The organism is Pseudomonas sp. P7758, assembly GCF_013386485.1.
In the GTDB taxonomy this organism is placed as follows: Bacteria; Pseudomonadota; Gammaproteobacteria; order Pseudomonadales; family Pseudomonadaceae; genus Aquipseudomonas.
The window spans coordinates 193-20,734 of sequence record NZ_JACARS010000119.1 but is presented as its reverse complement, the minus strand read 5'-3'; the positions used below and the strand labels follow the sequence as shown (position 1 = coordinate 20,734).

The following is a 20,542-nucleotide window of genomic DNA, read 5'->3' as shown; positions in this document are numbered from 1 at the left end:
AACCATAAGCGGCCGTTACCCAAATAACGGATATGTACTCAATCACCCCCCAAACGCATCCCTGAGAAACCCCGGCGCGATATACCGCTGATAATGCGCCTCGGACAAAATAAAAAACTCCCGATCAATCGCATCCCGCAACTCAGGCAACCCCCACTCCCGAAACTCCGGCATCAACACCATCCCGTAAGCCTCCAGATTGCTGATCACCCGCGCCCCCCGGGCAATCAACTGATACGCCCAGCAGTACTCCGACTGATGCGGCACAAACCGAATCTTGCGCTGCTCCAGCTGCCCCCGCAGCATTTTAGGGTCAAACACCTCAAGCTTCCCGGCCATCACCTGCACCAACAACTGCTCCAGCCGCAGCCACACCGCACGTTTTTCTTCCTCGTTATACCCGTTCCACTGAATCACCTCATGGTGAAACCGCTTGCACCCCCGGCACACAAGATCGCCGTAAACCGTGGAGCACAGGCCAACGCAGGGGGTCTTGATGGTTTGGTTAGACATGGTCGACAACGCACAAATCAGCGAAACAGTTGCACATGTTAGCCCTTTGTCTAAGGTTGATCACCCTGCAAACTTGGCGCGGCAACTTACGTTTAGAATTTTTTTGCCGTAGAATCATCCGGCCTTGTAAGGCGCCAATAATCCGTTGGAAGCTGTTTTCAAAGCGTCACGAGCACAGTCGTTCCTAAAGAACGGTGTTGGCGATGGTTATTTACCCGGTAAATAGCCAGCGCCAACCCTCATCAGCTCCGTTCTGCAGGCGTAAAACTTTGAAAGCAGCTTCTGTGAGGATTGCCGGCAGCGCTGGCTCTACGGCCCAAAAAGCCCCTGAGCGCATGCGTGCCGTGCTTTTCTGGATGAGCGTCCCGTGGGACCACTGATGAGGGTAATAACTGTGCTTGAAGCCTACCGCAAACATATCGAAGAGCGTGCAGCCCTGGGTATCGTTCCCCAGCCGCTTAACGCCGAACAAACCGCAGGCCTGGTCGAGCTGCTGAAAAATCCCCCGGCTGGCGAAGAAGAATTCCTCGTTGACCTGATCACCAACCGCATTCCACCAGGCGTTGACGAAGCTGCCTACGTCAAGGCCGGTTTCCTGTCTGCCCTGGCCAAGGGCGAAGCCACTTCTCCCCTGATCGACAAGAAACGCGCTGTTGAACTGCTCGGCACCATGCAAGGCGGCTACAACATCGTGACCCTGGTCGAGCTGCTGGACGACGCCACCCTGGCCCCCGTCGCTGCCGCCCAACTCAAGCACACCCTGCTGATGTTCGATGCTTTCCACGACGTCGCGGAAAAAGCCAGGAACGGCAACGAACACGCCAAAGCCGTGATCCAGTCCTGGGCCGACGGCGAGTGGTTCAAGAACCGCCCGACCCTGGCCGACAAGATCAGCCTGCGCGTGTTCAAGGTCACCGGCGAAACCAACACCGACGACCTGTCCCCTGCCCCGGACGCCTGGTCCCGTCCTGACATCCCGCTGCACGCCCTGGCCATGCTGAAAATGGCCCGTGAAGGCATCGTGCCGGATGAGCAAGGCAAGACCGGCCCGATGAAGCAGATCGAAGAAATGCGCGGCCAGGGCTTCCCGATCGCCTACGTCGGTGACGTGGTCGGTACCGGTTCGTCGCGTAAATCGGCCACCAACTCGGTACTGTGGTTCTTCGGCGACGACGTGCCTTACGTGCCGAACAAGCGCGCTGGCGGCTTCTGCTTCGGCAGCAAGATCGCCCCCATCTTCTACAACACCATGGAAGATGCCGGCGCACTGCCAATCGAGTTCGACGTTACCAACATGAACATGGGCGACGTGATCGACCTGTACCCGCATGCTGGCAAAGTCACCAAGCACAACAGCGATGAAGTCCTGACCACCTTCGAAATGAAGACTCCGGTCCTGTTGGACGAAGTCCGTGCCGGCGGTCGTATCCCGCTGATCATCGGCCGTGGCCTGACCGAGAAGGCACGTGCCGAGCTGGGTCTGCCACCTTCGACCCTGTTCAAGCTGCCGGAAGCCCCGGCTGAAAGCGACAAGGGCTACACCCTGGCGCAGAAAATGGTCGGCAAGGCCTGCGGCGTGGCTGGCGTTCGTCCAGGCACCTACTGCGAACCGAAGATGACCACCGTCGGCTCCCAGGACACCACCGGTCCCATGACCCGTGACGAACTGAAAGACCTGGCGTGCCTGGGCTTCTCCACCGATCTGGTAATGCAGTCGTTCTGCCACACCGCGGCCTATCCAAAGCCGATCGACGTGACCACCCACCACACCCTGCCTGACTTCATCATGACCCGTGGCGGCGTATCGCTGCGTCCGGGCGACGGCATCATCCACAGCTGGCTGAACCGCATGCTGCTGCCGGACACCGTCGGTACCGGTGGTGACTCCCACACCCGTTTCCCGATGGGCATTTCGTTCCCGGCCGGTTCCGGCCTGGTAGCGTTCGCCGCCGCCACCGGCGTCATGCCCCTGGACATGCCGGAATCGATCCTGGTGCGTTTCAAAGGTGAAATGCAACCTGGTATCACCCTGCGTGACCTGGTTCACGCCATTCCTTACTACGCGATCCAGGCTGGCCTGCTGACCGTAGAGAAGAAAGGCAAGAAGAACGCCTTCTCCGGCCGCATCCTGGAAATCGAAGGCCTGGATAACCTGAGCATCGAACAAGCCTTCGAGCTGTCCGACGCCTCGGCTGAACGTTCGGCTGCCGGTTGCACCATCAAGCTGTCGAAAGAATCCATCACCGAGTACCTGAACTCCAACATCACCCTGCTGCGCTGGATGATCGGTGAAGGCTACGGCGATGCGCGCACCCTGGAACGTCGTGCCCAAGCGATGGAAGCCTGGGTTGCCAACCCTGAGCTGATGGTTGCCGATGCTGACGCCGAATACGCTGAAATCATCGAGATCGACCTGGCCGACATCAAGGAGCCTGTGCTCTGCGCGCCAAACGATCCGGACGACGCCCGTCTGCTGTCCAGCGTTGCTGGCGAGAAGATCGACGAAGTGTTCATCGGTTCGTGCATGACCAACATCGGTCACTTCCGCGCTGCCGGTAAACTGCTGGATCAGGTCAAGGGTCAGCTGCCAACCCGTCTGTGGCTGTCGCCGCCGACCAAGATGGACGCTCACCAACTGACCGAAGAAGGCTACTACGGCATCTACGGCAAGGCTGGCGCGCGCATGGAAATGCCGGGCTGCTCGCTGTGCATGGGTAACCAGGCACGTGTAGAGCCGAACTCGACAGTTGTATCGACGTCGACCCGTAACTTCCCGAACCGTCTGGGTGACGGCGCAAACGTCTACCTGGCTTCGGCCGAGCTGGCGTCGGTGGCTTCCATCCTGGGTCGCCTGCCGACCGTCGAGGAGTACATGGAATACGCCGCGAAGATCAACACCATGGCCAGCGACGTGTATCGCTACCTGAGTTTTGACCAGATCGCCGAGTTCCGTGAAATTGCTGCAAGCGCCAACATCCCTGTGGTTCAAGCCTAAGGTTTTGTTGCTGTAAACGAACGCCGCGTATCGTCAGATGCGCGGCGTTTTTTTATGCGCCTCGATTGAGGCCCAGACCTTGTCCTGCGCCTGGGTGCACGGCGTGCCTTCCGGGTGTGCCTGGATCGTAGCGATCACCGCGCGTAACTCTGCCTTGCTCTGGTCCATTCGGGCTTGAAGCTCTTCTATCTGCGCAATTCTGCGCTCAAGCCTCAAGACGATATCGGCGCGTTTCGCCTCGCTCGGCGAATCGTCGGGCATCAGCGTCTTCAACTCCTGCAAGCTGAAACCGGCGCGCTGAGCGCCCTGGATCAATTGCAGCGTCTGCAACGTCTGCATGGGATAACGGCGATAGCCATTACCTTGCCGCTCGACCTGGATCAGCCCTTGGGCTTCGTAAAAACGAATCTTCGAGGCTGCCAAGCCGCTGCGTTCCGCCAGTTCACCAATATTCATCGCCAACCCCATTGACCTTAAAGTGACCTTTAAGCTTAGCCTGAGCGCTCCCAATGTGAGGAGTCAAGCATGTCGCCCTTTGAAGCGTTGCAATTGCCCAACGGCCAGCTCATCAGTAACCGCATCGCCAAGGCGGCGATGGAAGAGAACATGGCGGATGCGAACCAGGCGCCTTCCGAGGCCCTGATGCGCTTGTATCAAGCCTGGGCCGACGGCGAGCCCGGCCTGATCCTGACCGGCAACGTGATGATCGACCGCCACGCCATGACCGGCCCCGGCGGCGTGGTGCTGGAAGACGAACGTCACCTGGACAAGTTTCGCCAATGGGCCGCGATTGGCCGGGCCAAGGGCGCGCAGTTCTGGGTGCAGCTCAACCACCCGGGTCGCCAGACCATGGCCAACCTCGGCCAGCAGGCCCTGGCACCTTCGGCGGTGGCCCTCGATCTCGGCGGCTTTTCGAAGATGTTCGCCCAACCCAAGGCCATGACCGAGGACGATATCCAGGACGTCATCACGCGCTTCGCCACCAGCGCGCGTCTCGCCGAAAAGGCCGGCTTCAGCGGTGCGCAGATACATGCGGCCCACGGCTACCTGCTCAGCCAGTTTCTCTCGCCCTTGAGCAACCAGCGCACAGATCGCTGGGGCGGCAGCGTTGAAAACCGCGCTCGGCTGTTGCTGGAAGTGATCAAAGCCGTGCGCGCCGCCGTGAGCGCGGATTTCTGCGTGGCGGTGAAACTCAATTCCGCCGACTTCCAGCGCGGTGGCTTCGACGCCGCCGACGCCCATGCCGTGGTCGAGCTGCTCAACCCGCTGGCCATCGACCTGCTGGAACTGTCCGGCGGCAGCTACGAAGCCCCGGCCATGCAAGGCGAGGCTCGCGACGGACGCACCCTGGCCCGCGAAGCCTATTTCATCGAGATGGCCAGCGACCTGGCGAAAGTCGCCAACATGCCGGTGATGGTCACCGGCGGCATCCGGCGCTTGCCGATCGTGCAGCAAGTCCTGGACAGCGGCATCGCCATGGCCGGGATCGCCACCGCGCTGACCCTGGAGCCGCACCTGATCAAGCAATGGCGCGCCGGCCGCGATCTCAACCCGCAATTGCCGCCGATCCGCTGGAAGCGCAAACCCCTGGCCAGCCTGGCGAGCATGGCAGTGGTGCGCTATCAGCTTCGCCGCCTGAGCCGTGGCCGCCAGCCGAAACCCGGGGTGACGCCGCTGCTGGCGTTGATAAAAGACCAACTGTTTATCGCCCGCCGCACTCGGCAATATCGCGCTGCGATGACCAATTCTTCACATTGAGCGGGGAGCATTCAGCGCCATGGAACTGTCCTTAACTGATCAGCAGCTTTTTACCCTCACTGACGATTGGAGTTCTTCATGGCGAAAATCACCCTGGCCCAGCAATTGGCGACCACCCTTGAACAGGCGGGCATCAAGCGCATCTGGGGCCTGACCGGCGACAGCCTCAACGGCCTGACCGACTCCCTGCGCACCATGGACAGCATCGAGTGGATGCATGTGCGCCACGAAGAAGTGGCCGCGTTTGCCGCCGGTGCCGAAGCCGCCGCCACCGGCGAGCTGACCGTATGCGCCGGCAGCTGCGGCCCCGGCAACCTGCACTTGATCAATGGCCTGTTCGATTGCCATCGCAACCACGTGCCGGTGCTGGCCATTGCCGCACAGATCCCCTCCTCCGAGATCGGCCTGAACTACTTCCAGGAGACCCATCCCCAGGAGCTGTTCAAGGAGTGCAGCCACTTTATCGAGCTGGTGACCAACCCCGAGCAGATGCCTCACGTGCTGCACCGTGCCATGCGCTCGGCGATCCTCAATCGCGGCGTTGCGGTGGTGGTGATTCCCGGGGATGTGTCACTGTTGGAAGTAGAAGATAAATTCAAACCGTGGCCGGCCCTGCTGGCACCGCGCACGTTGCCGGCGGAACAGGACCTGCAACGCCTCACCGACATCCTCGAACACAGCGGCAAAGTCACCCTGCTGTGTGGCAGCGGCTGTGCCGGCGCCCACGATGAGGTGGTGGCCCTGGCCGACGCCCTCGGCGCGCCCGTGGTGCATGCCCTGCGCGGCAAGGAACATGTGGAGTGGGACAACCCGTTCGACGTCGGCATGACCGGCCTGATCGGCTTCAGCTCCGGCTACCACGCCATGCTCAACTGCGACACGCTGATCATGCTCGGCACCGACTTCCCGTATCGCCAGTTCTACCCGACCGACGCGAAGATCATCCAGGTCGACCGCAACCCGCAGGCACTGGGCCGACGTGCCACGCTGGACCTGGGCATTGCAGCTGACGTCAGCGAGACCATCCAGGCGCTGCTGCCGCGCCTGACCCGCAAGACGGACCGCAGCTTCCTCGAAACCTCGCTCAAGCATTATGAAAAAGCCCGCCAAGGGTTGGATGACCTGGCGGAACCGTCAAAGGCCGGCCGGCCAATTCACCCGCAATACGTTGCGCGCCTGCTCAGCGAACTGGCGGACGACGACGCAATCTTCACCGCCGACGTTGGCTCGCCGACAGTCTGGGCGGCGCGTTACTTGAAAATGAACGGCAAGCGCCGGTTGATCGGCTCGTTCAACCATGGCTCGATGGCCAACGCCATGCCCCAGGCCATCGGTGCGCAAGCCGCGTTTCCCGGGCGCCAAGTGATTTCGATGTCCGGCGACGGTGGGTTCACCATGCTGATGGGTGACTTCATCAGCCTGGCGCAGTTGAACCTGCCGGTGAAGCTGGTGGTGTTCAACAACTCTTCTTTGGGCTTCGTCGCCATGGAGATGAAAGCAGCAGGCTACCTGGATACCGGCACCGAGCTGAAAAACCCGGACTTTGCCGCCATGTCCAACGCTATGGGCATCCTCGGCATTCGCGTCGAACAGTCCGAAGACCTCGAACCGGCCCTGCGCCGCGCCCTGGCCCATGACGGCCCGGTGCTGGTGGACGTAGTCACCGCCACTCAGGAACTGGTGATGCCGCCCAGCATCAAGCTGGAACAGGCCAAGGGCTTCAGCCTGTACATGCTCAAGGCGGTGATGAGCGGGCGTGGTGATGAAGTGATCGAGTTGGCGAAAACCAACTGGCTCAGATAAGTCCCGCCACTGTAGGAGCGAGCTTGCTCGCGAAGAACGTCCAGGCGACGCGAGCTTTCAACTAGCCCGCGTCATCGTTAACGATCTTCGCGAGCAAGCTCGCTCCTACAGGTTACTTATGCGCTTTGCTTTTCCACCCACTTGCCGTAGGCATCAATAAACGCCTGCAAAAACGGCTTGGTCTTTTCCGAGACCTTGCCCGACTCATCGAACACGCTGCCCGCACCGCCCAGATAGGCTTCCGGCTGCTGCATGCACGGCACATCGAGAAACACCAGCGACTGGCGCAAATGGTGATTGGCCCCAAAACCGCCGATGGCTCCGGGAGACACACTGATCACCGCACCCGGCTTGCCGCTGAAGACACTTTGGCCATAAGGACGTGAACCGACGTCAATCGCATTCTTCAATACACCCGGCACGGAGCGGTTGTATTCGGGGGTCACAAACAGCACCGCGTCGGATGAACGCACGTGTTGACGGAAACTACTGTAGGCTGCCGGCGGTGCAGCACCGTCGATGTCCTCGTTGTAGAGCGGCAAATCACCAATTTCGACAATGTTCAACTTGAGGTTGGCGGGCGCCAACTCGGCCAGTGCCAGTGCGACCTTGCGGTTGATCGACTCTTTTCTCAAGCTGCCGACCAGTACGGCAATCGTGTAGACCTTGCTCATTGGGGTTTCCCGATTTCTGACTTAAGGAGTTTGTAGTTATAGAGCCTGCGCGACGCTATCACCAGCGCGTTTTTGCAATCCCCAGGGACGTTTACACCGCAGATGGATTTGTAAGTAATGTCTGAAAAAGTCAACGAATAGTATTTTTTTTCAATAGGTAAACTACCCCGCTCTCCTACGGTCTACAGAACCGCAAATCGAGTGTTTATCTCCAGAGGTTCTAAACAGATGGCAGCAGTACTTGTCGGACAGTTCCATGCCAGAGACGCGGAAGGTCGCGTTTATTCGGTGCATGAGTTCCAGGAATCCAACCCGCCCCTCGACGGCCTGGCTGGCTCGGCGCCCACCACCACCTACAAGCTGGCCATTGGCGACCGCGTAGAAAAACTGGATGGCGATGAGTTCAGGCTGATTCAGTCGGGCACCGTCATCAAACGCGAATCGGCAACGACCCACGCTTCATAAGACCTTATTCCCCATAGGCGATATCAACATTATCGCCGACGCCTCCCAGTGTCCGGTCCTTGCCGAACGAGAACAGATCAAAGTGGGTTTTGGCCTGGCTGGGAGGATAGTGGTACTGATAGGCCACGCCCCAAGGGTCCGTCAGCATGTCCTGATCCTTGAGATAGGGGCCCCGCCACTTCCCTTCTCCCGCTGGCTGAACCGTCAACACCGCCAGACCCTCGTCGTCGGTAGGATAACGCCCTACATCTTGATGAAAACGCTCGACTGCCTTGCCCAGCTCTTTCAACTGGACCTTGGCCGTGGCGATTTCCGACTGAGTCACGTCGCCGAAGATCCGCGGCCCCACCGCAACCGCCAACACACCGACCACCAGCACCACCACCAGCAGGTCCCACAACGAAAACCCGCGCGTGTCTGTTTTACCGAGCATCGATAAGGCTCCCCCGTGGATCCTCTGGTTGATACGCCCTTTGTATGACCTGCTGGTTGCAGGCGCCAAGGGACTTGATCGTGCAAGTCTAGTTGGGGCGCTGCCGTGGCGGGTCTTTTTTCCACGCCCGAGCCTGAGCCATTGAATCCACGTCGCGCTGAACATAGACTCCGGCCATGCGTTTACGTCATATCGAAATCATTCAAGCGATTTTACAGACCGGACACCTCGGCACCGCCGCCGAATGGTTGCAACTGCCCGTGGCCGATGTGGACGCAACCCTCAAGGATGCCGAGCTGCAATTGGGCTTCATGCTGTTCGCCAGCGTGCGCGGACGCTTGCAGGCCACCCGGGAAACCCTTGAGCTGCAGGCCGAAATCGCCCACCTCTATGCAGCCCTTGAGCCGGTGCAACGCCTGGCCAGCAGCCTTAAGCACCATCATGCCCCGCCCTTGCGCGCACTGTGCACCCCGCCGCTGGCCAATCAACTGCTGCCCCAGGCGATCGCTGTGCTGCGCCGACGTTTCCAAGACACGCCGTGCAACCTCTCCAGCCATTCCACCCGGGATATCGTCAAAAGCCTGCTGCTGCACGAAGCCGACCTCGGTCTGAGCCTGCACGACCCGGAACACCTGCAAATCCACAGCCAACCGCTGGCCCATGGCAAGCTGCAATTGCTCGCGCCCCATGGCTGGCTGAAGCCGCGGCAGAAATACATTGCGCTACAGGAGTTGGCCGGGCAGTCGATGATCGGCCTTGAAGGCCAGGACCCGCTGAGCCGCCTGCTGGACAGCAAGCTGCAGGCCCTGCGCCCGCTGCCGGTGGTGCAAACGCGGGTGCAGACGTATCAGATGATGCGCAGCATGGTAGAAGCCGGGGAAGGCCTGGCGATTGTCGACCCGTTCACCGCCAGCGGAGCACGGGAAGCCGGGCTGGATGCGTGCCCGTTGTCACCGCCGATTGTGGTGACCTTGTATGCGTTGACCCTGAAGGGCAGCGAGCCATCGCCCGCCTTGAATGCGCTGCTGGAGATTGTCACCGAGAAGGCTGAAAACCTGCTGACAAGCACATTGCCGTGAATGTGGGAGTTGCCGGGCCTTGGCGAGGCTGCGAAGGCGGCGGCACTGTCGATAAAGAGGTTGCCTGACCTACCGCTATCGCGGCCTCGCTGGGGCTCGACGGCTCCTACAGTTGATCGGTGAAGCTCAGACTGCTTCCAATTCTGTCTTGAACAACCGATACCAGAAAATCGCCACTTCGCGCGTCTGCGGATCAATCCCGCGATAGCGCAGGTGGTCGATCCCGCCCATCACATACCCGCAGCGCTCATACAGCCGGCAGGCACCGAGGTTGTTGTTCTGGGTCTCCAGCATCATCCCCGGCAGGTTCTTCTTGCGGCTCCAGAACTGCGCCACGTCCAGCAACGCCTTGGCCACCCCGTGGCGCCGCGCGGGCAAGACCACCGCCAGTTCATCCACGTGGGCAAAGCCGTTCCAGTTGGTGCTGACCACGATATGCCCCACGGGCCGGTCATCGAGGTAGGCCATGAACACCGCACTGTCGGCCGCGTCACGGAAGCTGGCGAACTCCTCGGGGTCGATGCCGTAGCATTTGCGGTATGGCACGATACGCTCCACCGCCCACTGGTCGACGCGCTTGCCCATTTCCGGCTTGCCGTAGGCGTTGACTTCAAAGCTGAAGTCGTTCCCCCACACGTAGGCGTCAAATCCTTCGTCAGCCACCCGGACACTGAGGCCCGGGTACTTCGGGTTCATTACAGCTTGCATAAACATCCTTAACCCTTGATGCAGTCGACGGTGTAACAACGACCACTGCCGTCATCTTCGTGTTGCAGTCCATGAACATCGGCAACAAAGCCGGGGAAACTGCTATCGAACGTCCTGGCAAACGCCAGGTAATCAATGATCGAGCGAGTCGATTCGGTAAAGCGCTCACCCGGCATGATCAACGGAATGCCCGGCGGGTAAGGCACCAGCATGACCGCTGCGACCCGACCTGGCAAAGCGTCGATGGACACCGCCTCGACTTCGCCCTTGACCAACAGGTCGTAGGCGTCGGCCGGTTTCATCGCGATTTCCGGCAGTACCGTGTACATCCGCTTCAGGTGCTTGGCCGTGGCATTGCTGCGGTAACAGCTGTGCAACTGGTCGCACAGATCCTTCAAACCCAATCCCTGATACCGCGCCGGGCCCTGCTGAAACACCGATGGCAAACAGACAGCAAGGCTCACGTTGGCGTCATAACTGCGCTTGAATTCCAGCAGTTCGGTGAGCAGGGTACTCCACTTGCCTTTGGTGATGCCCATGGAAAACAGCACGAGGAACGAATACAGCCCGGTCTTTTCCACCACCAGCCCACGTTCCCAGAGGAATTTACTGACCACCGCAGCGGGAATTCCGCACTCGCTCAAAGCCCCGCCGGCGTTCAGGCCAGGCATCACCAGGGTGACTTTTATCGGGTCCAGCAGCACGTAGTCTTCGGCGATATCGCCAAAGCCATGCCAGTCGGCCTGGGGTTGCAGCAGCCAGTCCGCCGTCACCACCCGGTCAATGCCCGCCACCAGCGGCGGCTGCCAGATGGAAAACCACCAGTCTTCAGCGGCGATGTGCTGGCGCAGGTTGGCCAGGGCACGTCGGAAGCTCAGGGCTTCGTCAAACATCTCCTGCAGCAAGGAACGCCCCGCCGGGCCTTCCATCATCGCCGAGGCCACGTCCAGGGAGGCGATGATGCTGTACTGCGGCGAGGTGGAAATATGCATCATGAACGCTTCGTTGAAGCGGTCGCGGTCCAGCTTGCGCACGCCGCCATCCTGCACATGGATCATCGACGCTTGGCTGAACGCCGCCAGCAGCTTGTGGGTGGAGTGCGTGGTGAACACCAGCGGGCTCTCGGGCGTGCGCGAGGTGCCCATGCCGTAGCGCCCGGCAAAGAACTCATGAAACGCCGCGTAGGCGTACCACGCCTCGTCAAAGTGCAGCACCTCGACGCTGTTGCCCAGTTGCTGCTTGATCAGCTCGGCGTTGTAGCACAGGCCGTCATAGGTGGAGTTGGTGACCACCGCCAGCTTGACCCTGGCCGGTCGGCCTCGGGTCAGCGGGCTGGCGTCGATCTTGGCGCGGATCGACTCGGGGCTGAACTCGCTCAGGGGAATCGGCCCGATGATCCCCAGTTCATTGCGCTCCGGGCACAGGTACAGCGGGATGGCGCCGGTCATGATGATCGAATGCAACACCGACTTGTGACAGTTGCGGTCCACCAGCACCAGGTCATCCCGGCCCACCATCGAGTGCCAGACGATCTTGTTGGCGGTGGAAGTGCCATTGATCACGAAGTAGGTGTGATCGGCGCCGAAGTTGCGCGCTGCCCGGGCCTCGGCTTCGGCCAACGGGCCGGTGTGGTCCAGCAGCGAGCCGAGCTCCGGCACCGACACCGACAAGTCCGAACGCAGGGTATTTTCCCCGAAGAACTGATGAAACGCCTGCCCCACCGGGCTCTTGCGATAGGCCACGCCGCCGCCGTGACCGGGGGTGTGCCAGGAATAATTGGAATCCGCCGTGTGCTGCACCAGGGCCTTGAAGAATGGCGGCAACAGGCCATCCAGGTAGGCGCGAGCCGCACGGGCCACTTGCCGGGCAAGAAACGGCACGGTGTCTTCAAACAGATAAAGAATGCCCCGCAACTGGTTCAGCTCGCTCATGGCATCGGCCGGGGCGTTTTCCAGGGTGACCTGCTCACCGAGGGCGAAGATCGGCAGGTTTGGCGCCCGCACCCGCGCCAGGCGGATCAGCTCCACCATGTTTTGCATCAGATGGGTATTTTCCCCGGCCCCCTCGGCGGCAATCAGCATGCAGGCCAGGCCGTGATGGGTCGAAGCCACCAGGCGACCCTCGGCGTAGTCCACCGCCGAAAAGATACTGAAGCCCTCCTGCTCAAGCTCCCGGGCGATGCCCCGGACGCGGTCGCCGGCAACGGTGTCGGCCTTGATGTCGCGGTGTACGATCAGAACCGGGAACTTCAGGTCTTTGTACATGAGCGCTTGGCGTCCTGAGGGCTATGCCTTCAGGGTAGAAGCTCGGGGCCGATGTGGCGAATGAAGATGTTCAACCGGTGTTCATAAAGCGCCGTCGATGACCTCGCGCAACACCAGCGCCGCTTCCACCGCTTGCTGGCGAGTCGCCAGGTTGGTGAAGCCCATCAACAGACCTTGCTGACCACCGGGCTCGATACTCCAGCCCGACACGGCCTGTATCCCCAGCCCGGCACGTGCGGCGGCCGCAGCGACGGCCTGATCGCAGACGTCCACCCGCAGCCGCGCCAGCAGGTTGATCCCGCCGGACTGCTCATCCACCTGCAAAAGCGCCCCGCAATGACTGGCCAGTGCCTCCACCAGAAAGCCGCGCCGCGCGGTGTAGAGCTGGCGCATTTTTTTCAGGTGGCGGGTGAAATGGCCCTGGTCGAGAAAGTCCGCCGTGGTGGCTTGCAACAATTCGGCGCTGCGGTTTTGCAGCACGCCGGCGCTGGCCTCAAAGGCCGGGAGCAGCGCCCGAGGCACCACAAGATAACCCAGGCGCAGCCCCGGGAAGAGCATCTTGCTGAAACTGCCGGAGTAGATCACCCGGTCGGCCATGTCCTGGCTCTTGAGCGCGGCCAGGGGCTGGCCCTTGTAGCGAAACTCACTGTCGTAGTCGTCTTCCACCACCCAGCCGCCGTGGGCCTGTGCCCAATCGAGCAAGCGATGGCGCCGCGCAGTACCGAGGGCCACCCCCAGCGGGCTCTGGTGGGCCGGGGTGACAATCGCCAGCCGGGCGCCGGGCGCACGCCGTACGCCCTCCTCCACATCAAGCCCGTCGTGGTCCACCGGCACCGGGACCAACTGCACCCCCAAGTGCAGCAGCAGTTGCCGCGCATGCAGGTAGCCCGGGTCTTCGAACCAGCATGGCTGGCCGGCCATCTGCAGCGCATCACACACCAGCGCGAGGCACGCCGAGTAACCGGCACACACGAACACCTGCTCCGGCGAACATTCCACGCCCCGGTACAGCGCCAGGTATTGCGCGATCGCCACACGCAGCGAGCGGGCACCACGCACATCGCCCATGGCCAGGCTGTTCACATCGACTCGGCGCACTTGCCGGGTGACCAGCCGCGCCCACAGCTTGCGCGGAAAGCTGTCGAGCGCCGGCAAGCCCAACTGCAACAAGCGCGGGGCCGACGCCGGCGCCACGGGTTCGGGTTCAACCGGCAACGACTTGATCGAGCGCTGCGGCAGCGCCTCGGCCACCACTGTTCCCGCCTGGCCCCGCGCCAGGAAGAACCCTTCGCTCACCAGCAACTGGTAGGCCGTCTCCACGGTGCCCCGGGCCACCTTCAGTTCCTGGGCCAGGCTGCGCACCGACGGCACCCGCTCACCGGGGCGCAGTTGGCCCTGGTCGATGGCCTGGCGAAAGCGCCGGTAGATCTCCTGGTATTTGGGCAGTGACGACATCGTTATCCGGCTCACAGTGAATCAGCCCTGAAGTCTGATCTTGTCCCAACCCGCTTGTCCATTCTTGGCCCTATTGAGCCGGCGACCCGGCCGCCACACTGACGGCATCACTTCACAAAACAAGGAGCACCCCATGCAACACCGTCTCGACTACGCCCTGGCGGCGCCCGTCGGCTACAAGGCCCTTGGCTCGGTGCACAGCTACATCCACGGCTGCGACCTGGAGAAGGAATTGATTGACCTGGTGTACCTGCGGGTCTCGCAACTCAACGGCTGCGCCTACTGCCTGGACTCACATTCGCGCGACCTGCTCAAACAGGGCGTGAGCCTGGAAAAGCTGATGCTGCTGGCCGCCTGGCGCGAAGCGTTGCCGTTGTTCAGCCCGCGTGAACGCGCCGCGTTAGCTTGGGCCGAGTCGGTCACCCAGGTCGCACAAACCGAGGTGCCGGACGAACACTATGCCGAGGCCAAGGCCCTCTTCGATGACAAGGAAATTGCCGACCTGACCCTGGCTATCGCCCTGATGAACGCCCTGAACCGCGTCGCCATCAGCTTTCGCAAAGTCCCTGCCGCCGTAAAAGCGCACATGGAGCACGGCAACCATGAATGACTCTGTTGAGTTTGTGCACATCGAAAGCGACGCCGACTGCCTGGCCTGCTTTGCCGTTATGCAGCAACTGCGGCCAAAGCTCGAAGACCCGCACGCCTTCGTCCAGCAGATTCAGCGCCAGCGCGAAACCGGCTACCGCCTGCTGGCCGCCCGGGAAAACGGCCAGGTGCTGGGCCTGGCCGGTTATCGCCTGACGGAAAACCTGCTGTATGGGCGCTTTATCTACGTCGATGACCTGGTGGTGGACGCCTCCCTGCAACGCCGACGCCTGGGTGCGCGCCTGCTGGACGAGGTACGCCAGCACACCCGCCGCCTGGGCTATCGCTACCTGGTGCTGGACACCGGCATGCACATGGCCCTGGCCCAACGCTTCTATTTTCGCCAGGGCCTGCTGCCACTGGGGATGCACTTTTCACAGGACCTCGACCAATGACCCGCGCCCTGCTACTGAGCTTCAGCCCCCACGGCAAGGCCGCCCAGACCTTCCGCCTGGCCCGCGCCCTGCTCCGCGAACAGGCACCCGAGGCCGAAGTGGTCGAACGCGACTACGGCGGCCAGGGCTTGCCGGCGCTGACTCGGGAATACGCCAACGCCCTGACCACGCCCGGCGGCCTGAGCGGCCCGGCAACCGAGCGCTCCGAGCAACTGATTGTCGAGCTGGAAGCCTGTGACCTGTTGATCATCTGCACCCCCGTGCACAATTTCACGGTGCCGGCGGCCCTCAAGTGCTGGATCGACCATGTGGTGCGCATCCACCGCAGTTTCACGGTGAATCCGCAGTTTGAGAAAGTTGGCCTGCTCAAGGACCGGCGCACCTTTGTGCTGGTCAGCTCCGGCAGTTCGCGAAAAAACCGCGAGCCCGACTTCCTCACGCCCTACCTGCAGGCGATCCTTGGAACCGTGGGCATTCACGCGGTGGATTTCGTCTATCTGGGGGCCATGGTGCGTGGCGCAGCCGCCGTGCAGCGCAGCCTGGAACAGGCCCACACGCAGTTGGCCGAGGCATTTGACCGGCAAGCGGGCGCCCGGGCGGCAATCAGCGCTGGCGCGTAAAATTAATGGCGCTAGAATCAGCGCCATTTCTACGCCCGCCTCCCTGATACGAGCCACCCATGAGCTTTGATTTCGACACGATCCACTCCCGCCTCGGCACCGGCAGCACCAAGTGGAGTCGTTACCCGCAAGACGTTCTGCCGATGTGGATTGCCGACATGGACATCGCTGCCCCACCGGCCGTGCTTCAAGCGTTGCACGAGCGACTGGGTCAGCAGATCCTCGGCTACAGCGTGGCCTGCGATGGCGTGCGCGAGGCGATCGTCGCCGATCTGTGGGCCAAGTACGCCTGGCGCGTACAGCCGGATGAGTTGCTGTTCCTGCCGGGGGTCGAGCCTGGTTTCAACATGGCGCTGCACGCATTTGTGCAGCCCGGCCAACCGGTGGTGTTGCAAACCCCCAACTATCGCCCGATCCGCCTGGCGCCCGGCCACTGGAACCTGCCGAAGATCGAAGTGCCATTTGAGCTGAGCGCCGAAGGCGAGTACCTCACGCCGTTGCCGGCAATGCGTGAAGCCCTCACCGGCGCCGGGGCGCTGCTGTTGAGCAACCCGCACAACCCGATGGGCAAGGTCTTCCCCCGTGAGGAACTGCTGGCCGTGGCCAGCGCCTGCCTGGACCAGGGTGCGCTGATCGTCTCCGATGAAATCCACGCCGAGCTGTGCTTTGACGGCCGCCGGCATATTCCCACCGCCAGCCTCAGCCCCGAGATTGCCCAGCGCACCATCACCCTGATGTCGGCGAGCAAGGCGTATAACGTCGCCGGGTTGAAGACCTGCTTCGCGGTGATCCAGAATCCCGAGATCCGCGAGCGCTTCAACCAAGCCCGCTGCGGCATGGTCGACAGCGTCAGCCCCCTGGGCCTGGAAGCCACGCGTGCGGCCTACAGCGACTGCGGCGACTGGCTGCAGGCGCTGGTGGCCTACCTGCAAGCCAACCGCGATTACCTGCTGAACGCCGTGCAAACCCGCCTGCCCGGCGTGGTCATGCATGCGCCTCAAGGCACCTACCTGGCCTGGCTGGATTGCAGCGCCCTGGGCCTGGACGACCCGCAACGGTTCTTCCTCGAACAGGCCAGGGTCGGCTTGAGCGCCGGGATTGAATTCGGCGATGACAGCCAGCAATTCGTGCGCCTGAACTTCGGCTGCCCACGGGCCATGCTGGAAGAAGGCATCGCCCGCCTGGAACGCAGCCTGCGTCACCGTTAAGGCGCAATTCACAACTTTTCGCAACGACCGCCGAACCCCTGCTGTTACTGTTTTTGCCGATTCGTCCCACCGGTAACAGCAGGAGTTCCATGGCATGACGACCCAGCCGCTCAACCGCTCGACCGACCCCAAAGCCCTTCCTCTCACACCGCCCAAGTCCGGCGCGGCGTTCCACGTGCTGCTCAAGAACAGCGCCAACAACAAGAAGGTGGAGGCCGGCGACAAAACCGCGCAAGGGCTCGCTGCCAGCAAGGAACAAGGCTATGAACTGGCCGCCAAGGACGCCGCGCCGCCCACCACCCTGGGGGATTACAAGGCCATCGGCCCGGCGGACGAAGTCGGCCCCGGCCTGATCCGCTATGAAACCCAGGACGGCAAGAAAGTCATCGTCAGCGAAAAAGACAGCCCCGAGCTGTTCAAGCAAGTCAGCGCCGACTTCAAGGCACTCTCCGGCGTCAACGCCAGCGAAGCCGCCGGCTACCAGCGCCTGGGCGGCGACGCCACGGCCCCGGAAAAGCTCGGCGACTACAAATCCCTCGGCCCGCCCGACGAAACCGGGCCGGGCGTGATCCGGTACGAGACCCAGGACGGCAACAAATTCGTCATCAGCCAGCGCGACAACCCGGAGGCCTTCCAGAAAGCCAAGGAAGCCTATGAAAGCTTCACCGGCCTGGGCAGCAGCGAAGACGCCGGCTACAAGCGCGCCAGCGACAACGAAGTGTGGCCGCCCTACGCCGGCACCACCGTCGGCCCCAAGGATGAAGTCGGCCCCGGCCTGATCCGCTTTGAAAGCAATGGCCAGAAAATGGTCGTGGCCCGCGACGACAACCCCAAGCTGTTCGACTACCTGGCAGGCTTGCACGAGGTCTACACCAACCCCGACAAAAAGGCCGCCGTAGAGTCCGCGCTCAACGACGGCTCGAGCCTGGCAGACGCCAATACCAAGGCGCCGGAGCTGAACGACTACAAGGGTTTCGGCTGGATCGAAGGCCAGCAAGGCAATGTGCTGACCTATGAAACCCACGACGGCACCAAGGTCGTCGTATCGGCCGACGTCAGCCCGGAACTGTTCAAGAGCGTGGCCACCGCCCAGGACACCTGGAGCAAGATCCACTCCAGTGAAGACGCCGGCTACAAGCTGGCCGGGCCGAATGACTTCCTGAAGAACACCGAGATCACCTTCGGTTCTCCCGACGAGCTGGGGGACGGCCTGATCCGCTATGAAACCAGCGAAGGCAAGGTCATCGTCTCCAAGGAGCTCAGCCCGCAGCTCTACGAGGAAGTGGTGGCGAAATGGGAAGCCTGGAGCGCCGGCAACGTCGACGAGACCCGCGCCAAGTACAACCTGCCGAGCAACGATGAGCTCGACGTGCTCAACCTCGACACCGGCGTGCATGCCGACAAGGACGACGACAAGTCGCCGACCCAGAGCGTCAGCGAACTGGCCACCACCGAACTGATCGACACCTACCGCGCCGGCGTCAAGGACGGCTCGATTCCCAAAGACGACCCACGGGCCAAACTGGTCCGTGCCCTGGAAGCCCAGGCCGCCTACCAGAACGGCCATGGCATCACCGGCTACGAAGAATCCAAGCGCCCGTTCAACACCACCTGGCGCGAGTTCGATGACAAGCAGACCGAGCTCACTTCCGCCGACATGCACGACATCATCGACGGCAAGGCGGTGCAGGAGCAGATCGGCGAGTTGTTCAAGGACCCGACGGTACAGGCCGACTACAAGACCAAGATGGACGACGCCATCAGTCACCTGCCCAACAAGGACGAGATCAAGCAGAAGCTTCTCGACCTGACCAGCAACCCCGACTATGTGCTGTACCTCAAGGACCTGCAAAAACAGGGCAAGAGCCACGAAGCCCAGCAGGACCTGAGCAACACCCTGACCTCGCTGTCGCTGTTCGATCCGGAAGCCGCCACCAAGGCCGCGCAGAATATCCAGGCCGACGGCCTCACCACCGACCTCAACGAGATTCTCTCGGACCCGAGCAAGATCTCCGACGACAACAAGGAACTGGCCACCAAGGACCTGTTCGGCCTGCTCAAGGGCGTGCTCAAGGGCAACCTGCTGGACCTGCCGCGCCGCAGCCAGGAAGTGCTGGAGAAATTCCTCAACGAGGGCCTGGAGGGCAAGGAGAAATCCTCGGCCGTGACCAAGGCCCTGGAAGAACTCGGCGACGTCTACAAGAACAGCGGCACCATCAGCGAAGCCGACGTGAAAACCGCCCTGAGCAAACCGTATATCCCGGTGGCGGATCGCGGCATGCTCGGCGAAGTGTTCAACACCCTCAACAGCAAAGGCATCCTCGGCTCGATGGGCGCCGGCGTCAGCCTGTTCTCGGGGATTTACCAACTGGTGGGCAAAGGCGGCAAGCTCGGCGAAACCCCGGCCCAACGCATGACCATCGCCAAGGACTTCCTGAGTTTTGCCGGCGGCGCCAGCCACTTCGTCAAGCTCGGTGACAAGATCGGCGAAGCCCTGGGCAAGGGCGGCCTGGTGGACTTCCTCGGCCTGGACAAGACCCTGCCGGAAATCTGGGGCAAGGAAGGTGCGGCCGGCAAAGTCATCGACTTCAGCAAGCCCACCGAGATCGACTCAAAGGTCAGCAAGGAAATCGCTGCGGCCCTGGACGCGGTTCCCGACAGCCAGTACGACGGCGTGGCCAAGCTGTTTGGCGAGGGCGACAAGGCGGTAACCGAAGCTACCGAAGGCCTCGCCACTCACCTGGATGACGGCCTCAAGGCAGCCGGTGCGGCCAAGCTTGGCGCCTCCCAATCGGCGAAGATCGCCGGTTCCGTGATCAAGGTGTTGGGCCCGGCGACGGACATTGCCGGTGGTTTTGCCGACATTGTGCTCGGCGCCCTGGCGATCAAAAGCGGCGTGGACAGCAAAGACCCGTTGGCTCAGGCCGCAGGTGGCTTGCAAGTGGCGGGCGGTGCGTTCGGCGCGTCGGCCGGGGTATTGGGTGCGGCGGCGCTGTTTGGCGCAGGCACGGCGGCGGCGCTGACCGGGCCGCTGTTCCTGGTGGGCGTGGTGTTAGCGGTGGTAGGCGGGATCATCGGTTACTTCGTCGACCACAATAAAAAACAGAAGGCTACCGAGAAGGAAAACGACTGGTACCGCGACCTGGCCGGCGACGGTTTGCTGCAGGACAACTGGGCGGATAAGGTCGAATACGCCCACTACGAGATACACCACTACCACGGCCGCGACACGCCGACCGATGACAGCCTGTTTCGCTTCCAGCAATCGGAGTGGGAGCATTTCGACTCCACACCACAAAGCGGCGGCTCGTCGAGCAACCGGCTGGATGGGGATTTGCACAAGGACTACAAGGACCCGAGTGAAACGCCCAAGGCACTGCCGGATGCTTCGGATGAGAAGCCAGGATCCCGGCCATCGGGCGGCGGGCCTCGGCTCAACTAAGCCTCCAACGGCTGTATGCAAAACAAAATGTGGGAGCGGGCTTGCTCGCGAAAGCGGTGGATCAGTCATTGTAGATGTCGAC

Annotated in this window: 17 protein-coding genes; 10 read left to right on the top strand and 7 right to left on the bottom strand. The window is 62.0% G+C overall.

What is annotated here, in order from left to right:
• Positions 1-42: 42 nt before the first annotated feature.
• Positions 43-513, bottom strand: a complete 471-nt coding sequence (locus HX873_RS23850) for a DUF1289 domain-containing protein (RefSeq protein WP_003209237.1) — start codon at positions 511-513, stop codon at positions 43-45.
• A gap of 394 nt (positions 514-907) precedes the next feature.
• Here HX873_RS23850 and acnB point away from each other — a divergent pair, with 394 nt between their 5' ends.
• Positions 908-3,508 carry a bifunctional aconitate hydratase 2/2-methylisocitrate dehydratase gene (gene acnB / locus HX873_RS23845; RefSeq protein ID WP_003209239.1) on the top strand — a complete coding sequence of 867 codons (2,601 nt, stop codon included), beginning with the start codon at positions 908-910 and terminating at the stop codon, positions 3,506-3,508.
• Positions 3,509-3,541: 33 nt separating this feature from the next.
• Here the strand turns inward: acnB and HX873_RS23840 are convergent, their stop codons facing one another.
• Positions 3,542-3,964 (bottom strand): MerR family transcriptional regulator, encoded by a 423-nt coding sequence (locus tag HX873_RS23840; protein ID WP_177123304.1) that lies wholly within the window; start codon positions 3,962-3,964, stop codon positions 3,542-3,544.
• A gap of 69 nt (positions 3,965-4,033) precedes the next feature.
• Here HX873_RS23840 and HX873_RS23835 point away from each other — a divergent pair, with 69 nt between their 5' ends.
• Both HX873_RS23835 and poxB read left to right on the top strand, forming a co-directional pair.
• Positions 4,034-5,266, top strand: a complete 1,233-nt coding sequence (locus HX873_RS23835; RefSeq protein ID WP_177123303.1) for an NADH:flavin oxidoreductase/NADH oxidase family protein — start codon at positions 4,034-4,036, stop codon at positions 5,264-5,266.
• A gap of 78 nt (positions 5,267-5,344) precedes the next feature.
• Positions 5,345-7,069, top strand: a complete 1,725-nt coding sequence (gene poxB, locus HX873_RS23830) for a ubiquinone-dependent pyruvate dehydrogenase (protein ID WP_008431335.1) — start codon at positions 5,345-5,347, stop codon at positions 7,067-7,069.
• 116 nt (positions 7,070-7,185) lie between these two features.
• Here poxB and HX873_RS23825 read toward each other — a convergent pair whose 3' ends face one another.
• A complete protein-coding gene (locus tag HX873_RS23825; protein ID WP_177123302.1) occupies positions 7,186-7,743 on the bottom strand; it encodes an NADPH-dependent FMN reductase in 558 nt (185 codons plus the stop codon).
• Between the two features lie 228 nt (positions 7,744-7,971).
• Here HX873_RS23825 and HX873_RS23820 point away from each other — a divergent pair, with 228 nt between their 5' ends.
• Positions 7,972-8,208, top strand: coding sequence for a hypothetical protein (locus HX873_RS23820; RefSeq protein ID WP_177044548.1), 237 nt, complete (start codon positions 7,972-7,974; stop codon positions 8,206-8,208).
• Between the two features lie 4 nt (positions 8,209-8,212).
• Here the strand turns inward: HX873_RS23820 and gspG are convergent, their stop codons facing one another.
• On the bottom strand, positions 8,213-8,641 hold the full coding sequence (gene gspG / locus HX873_RS23815; protein ID WP_003209249.1) for a type II secretion system major pseudopilin GspG: 429 nt from the start codon (positions 8,639-8,641) through the stop codon (positions 8,213-8,215).
• Between the two features lie 176 nt (positions 8,642-8,817).
• Between gspG and HX873_RS23810 the strand changes: the two genes are divergently transcribed.
• Entirely contained in the window at positions 8,818-9,720 is a 903-nt protein-coding gene (locus tag HX873_RS23810; protein ID WP_177123301.1) for a LysR substrate-binding domain-containing protein, read from the top strand.
• A 126-nt stretch (positions 9,721-9,846) separates the two neighbouring features.
• On the opposite strand, the gene HX873_RS23805 is transcribed toward HX873_RS23810, so the two are convergent.
• The 3 genes from HX873_RS23805 to HX873_RS23795 all read right to left on the bottom strand — a co-directional run bounded on the left by HX873_RS23805 (position 9,847) and on the right by HX873_RS23795 (position 14,147).
• Positions 9,847-10,416 (bottom strand): GNAT family N-acetyltransferase, encoded by a 570-nt coding sequence (locus tag HX873_RS23805; RefSeq protein WP_003217028.1) that lies wholly within the window; start codon positions 10,414-10,416, stop codon positions 9,847-9,849.
• Positions 10,417-10,436: 20 nt separating this feature from the next.
• Positions 10,437-12,692, bottom strand: coding sequence for an arginine/lysine/ornithine decarboxylase (locus tag HX873_RS23800; protein ID WP_177051396.1), 2,256 nt, complete (start codon positions 12,690-12,692; stop codon positions 10,437-10,439).
• An 81-nt stretch (positions 12,693-12,773) separates the two neighbouring features.
• Positions 12,774-14,147 (bottom strand): PLP-dependent aminotransferase family protein, encoded by a 1,374-nt coding sequence (locus HX873_RS23795; protein ID WP_177123300.1) that lies wholly within the window; start codon positions 14,145-14,147, stop codon positions 12,774-12,776.
• Positions 14,148-14,280: 133 nt separating this feature from the next.
• On the opposite strand from HX873_RS23795, the gene HX873_RS23790 reads away from it, so the two are divergent.
• From HX873_RS23790 to HX873_RS23770, 5 genes are all read left to right on the top strand, one after another.
• Positions 14,281-14,757 carry a carboxymuconolactone decarboxylase family protein gene (locus HX873_RS23790; protein ID WP_177021461.1) on the top strand — a complete coding sequence of 159 codons (477 nt, stop codon included), beginning with the start codon at positions 14,281-14,283 and terminating at the stop codon, positions 14,755-14,757.
• Complete coding sequence (locus HX873_RS23785; protein ID WP_087693842.1) at positions 14,750-15,190, top strand: GNAT family N-acetyltransferase; 441 nt, start codon at positions 14,750-14,752, stop codon at positions 15,188-15,190. The genes HX873_RS23790 and HX873_RS23785 overlap by 8 nt, the downstream gene beginning before the upstream one ends.
• Positions 15,187-15,810, top strand: coding sequence for an FMN-dependent NADH-azoreductase (locus HX873_RS23780; RefSeq protein WP_102605240.1), 624 nt, complete (start codon positions 15,187-15,189; stop codon positions 15,808-15,810). The genes HX873_RS23785 and HX873_RS23780 overlap by 4 nt, the downstream gene beginning before the upstream one ends.
• 59 nt (positions 15,811-15,869) lie before the next feature.
• Complete coding sequence (locus HX873_RS23775) at positions 15,870-17,018, top strand: MalY/PatB family protein (RefSeq protein ID WP_087693843.1); 1,149 nt, start codon at positions 15,870-15,872, stop codon at positions 17,016-17,018.
• Between the two features lie 94 nt (positions 17,019-17,112).
• Positions 17,113-20,460, top strand: a complete 3,348-nt coding sequence (locus HX873_RS23770; protein ID WP_177123299.1) for a hypothetical protein — start codon at positions 17,113-17,115, stop codon at positions 20,458-20,460.
• Positions 20,461-20,542: the final 82 nt, after the last annotated feature.

Excerpts from the sequence above, each read along its gene's own strand:
- HX873_RS23850 (WP_003209237.1), bottom strand. The coding sequence starts at position 513 with ATGTCTAACCAAACCATCAAGACCCCCTGCGTTGGCCTGTGCTCCACG.
- HX873_RS23840 (WP_177123304.1), bottom strand. The coding sequence starts at position 3,964 with ATGAATATTGGTGAACTGGCGGAACGCAGCGGCTTGGCAGCCTCGAAG.
- HX873_RS23835 (WP_177123303.1), top strand. The coding sequence starts at position 4,034 with ATGTCGCCCTTTGAAGCGTTGCAATTGCCCAACGGCCAGCTCATCAGT.
- poxB (WP_008431335.1), top strand. The coding sequence starts at position 5,345 with ATGGCGAAAATCACCCTGGCCCAGCAATTGGCGACCACCCTTGAACAG.
- HX873_RS23825 (WP_177123302.1), bottom strand. The coding sequence starts at position 7,743 with ATGAGCAAGGTCTACACGATTGCCGTACTGGTCGGCAGCTTGAGAAAA.
- HX873_RS23820 (WP_177044548.1), top strand. The coding sequence starts at position 7,972 with ATGGCAGCAGTACTTGTCGGACAGTTCCATGCCAGAGACGCGGAAGGT.
- gspG (WP_003209249.1), bottom strand. The coding sequence starts at position 8,641 with ATGCTCGGTAAAACAGACACGCGCGGGTTTTCGTTGTGGGACCTGCTG.
- HX873_RS23810 (WP_177123301.1), top strand. The coding sequence starts at position 8,818 with ATGCGTTTACGTCATATCGAAATCATTCAAGCGATTTTACAGACCGGA.
- HX873_RS23805 (WP_003217028.1), bottom strand. The coding sequence starts at position 10,416 with ATGAACCCGAAGTACCCGGGCCTCAGTGTCCGGGTGGCTGACGAAGGA.
- HX873_RS23800 (WP_177051396.1), bottom strand. The coding sequence starts at position 12,692 with ATGTACAAAGACCTGAAGTTCCCGGTTCTGATCGTACACCGCGACATC.
- HX873_RS23795 (WP_177123300.1), bottom strand. The coding sequence starts at position 14,147 with ATGTCGTCACTGCCCAAATACCAGGAGATCTACCGGCGCTTTCGCCAG.
- HX873_RS23790 (WP_177021461.1), top strand. The coding sequence starts at position 14,281 with ATGCAACACCGTCTCGACTACGCCCTGGCGGCGCCCGTCGGCTACAAG.
- HX873_RS23785 (WP_087693842.1), top strand. The coding sequence starts at position 14,750 with ATGAATGACTCTGTTGAGTTTGTGCACATCGAAAGCGACGCCGACTGC.
- HX873_RS23780 (WP_102605240.1), top strand. The coding sequence starts at position 15,187 with ATGACCCGCGCCCTGCTACTGAGCTTCAGCCCCCACGGCAAGGCCGCC.
- HX873_RS23775 (WP_087693843.1), top strand. The coding sequence starts at position 15,870 with ATGAGCTTTGATTTCGACACGATCCACTCCCGCCTCGGCACCGGCAGC.
- HX873_RS23770 (WP_177123299.1), top strand. The coding sequence starts at position 17,113 with ATGACGACCCAGCCGCTCAACCGCTCGACCGACCCCAAAGCCCTTCCT.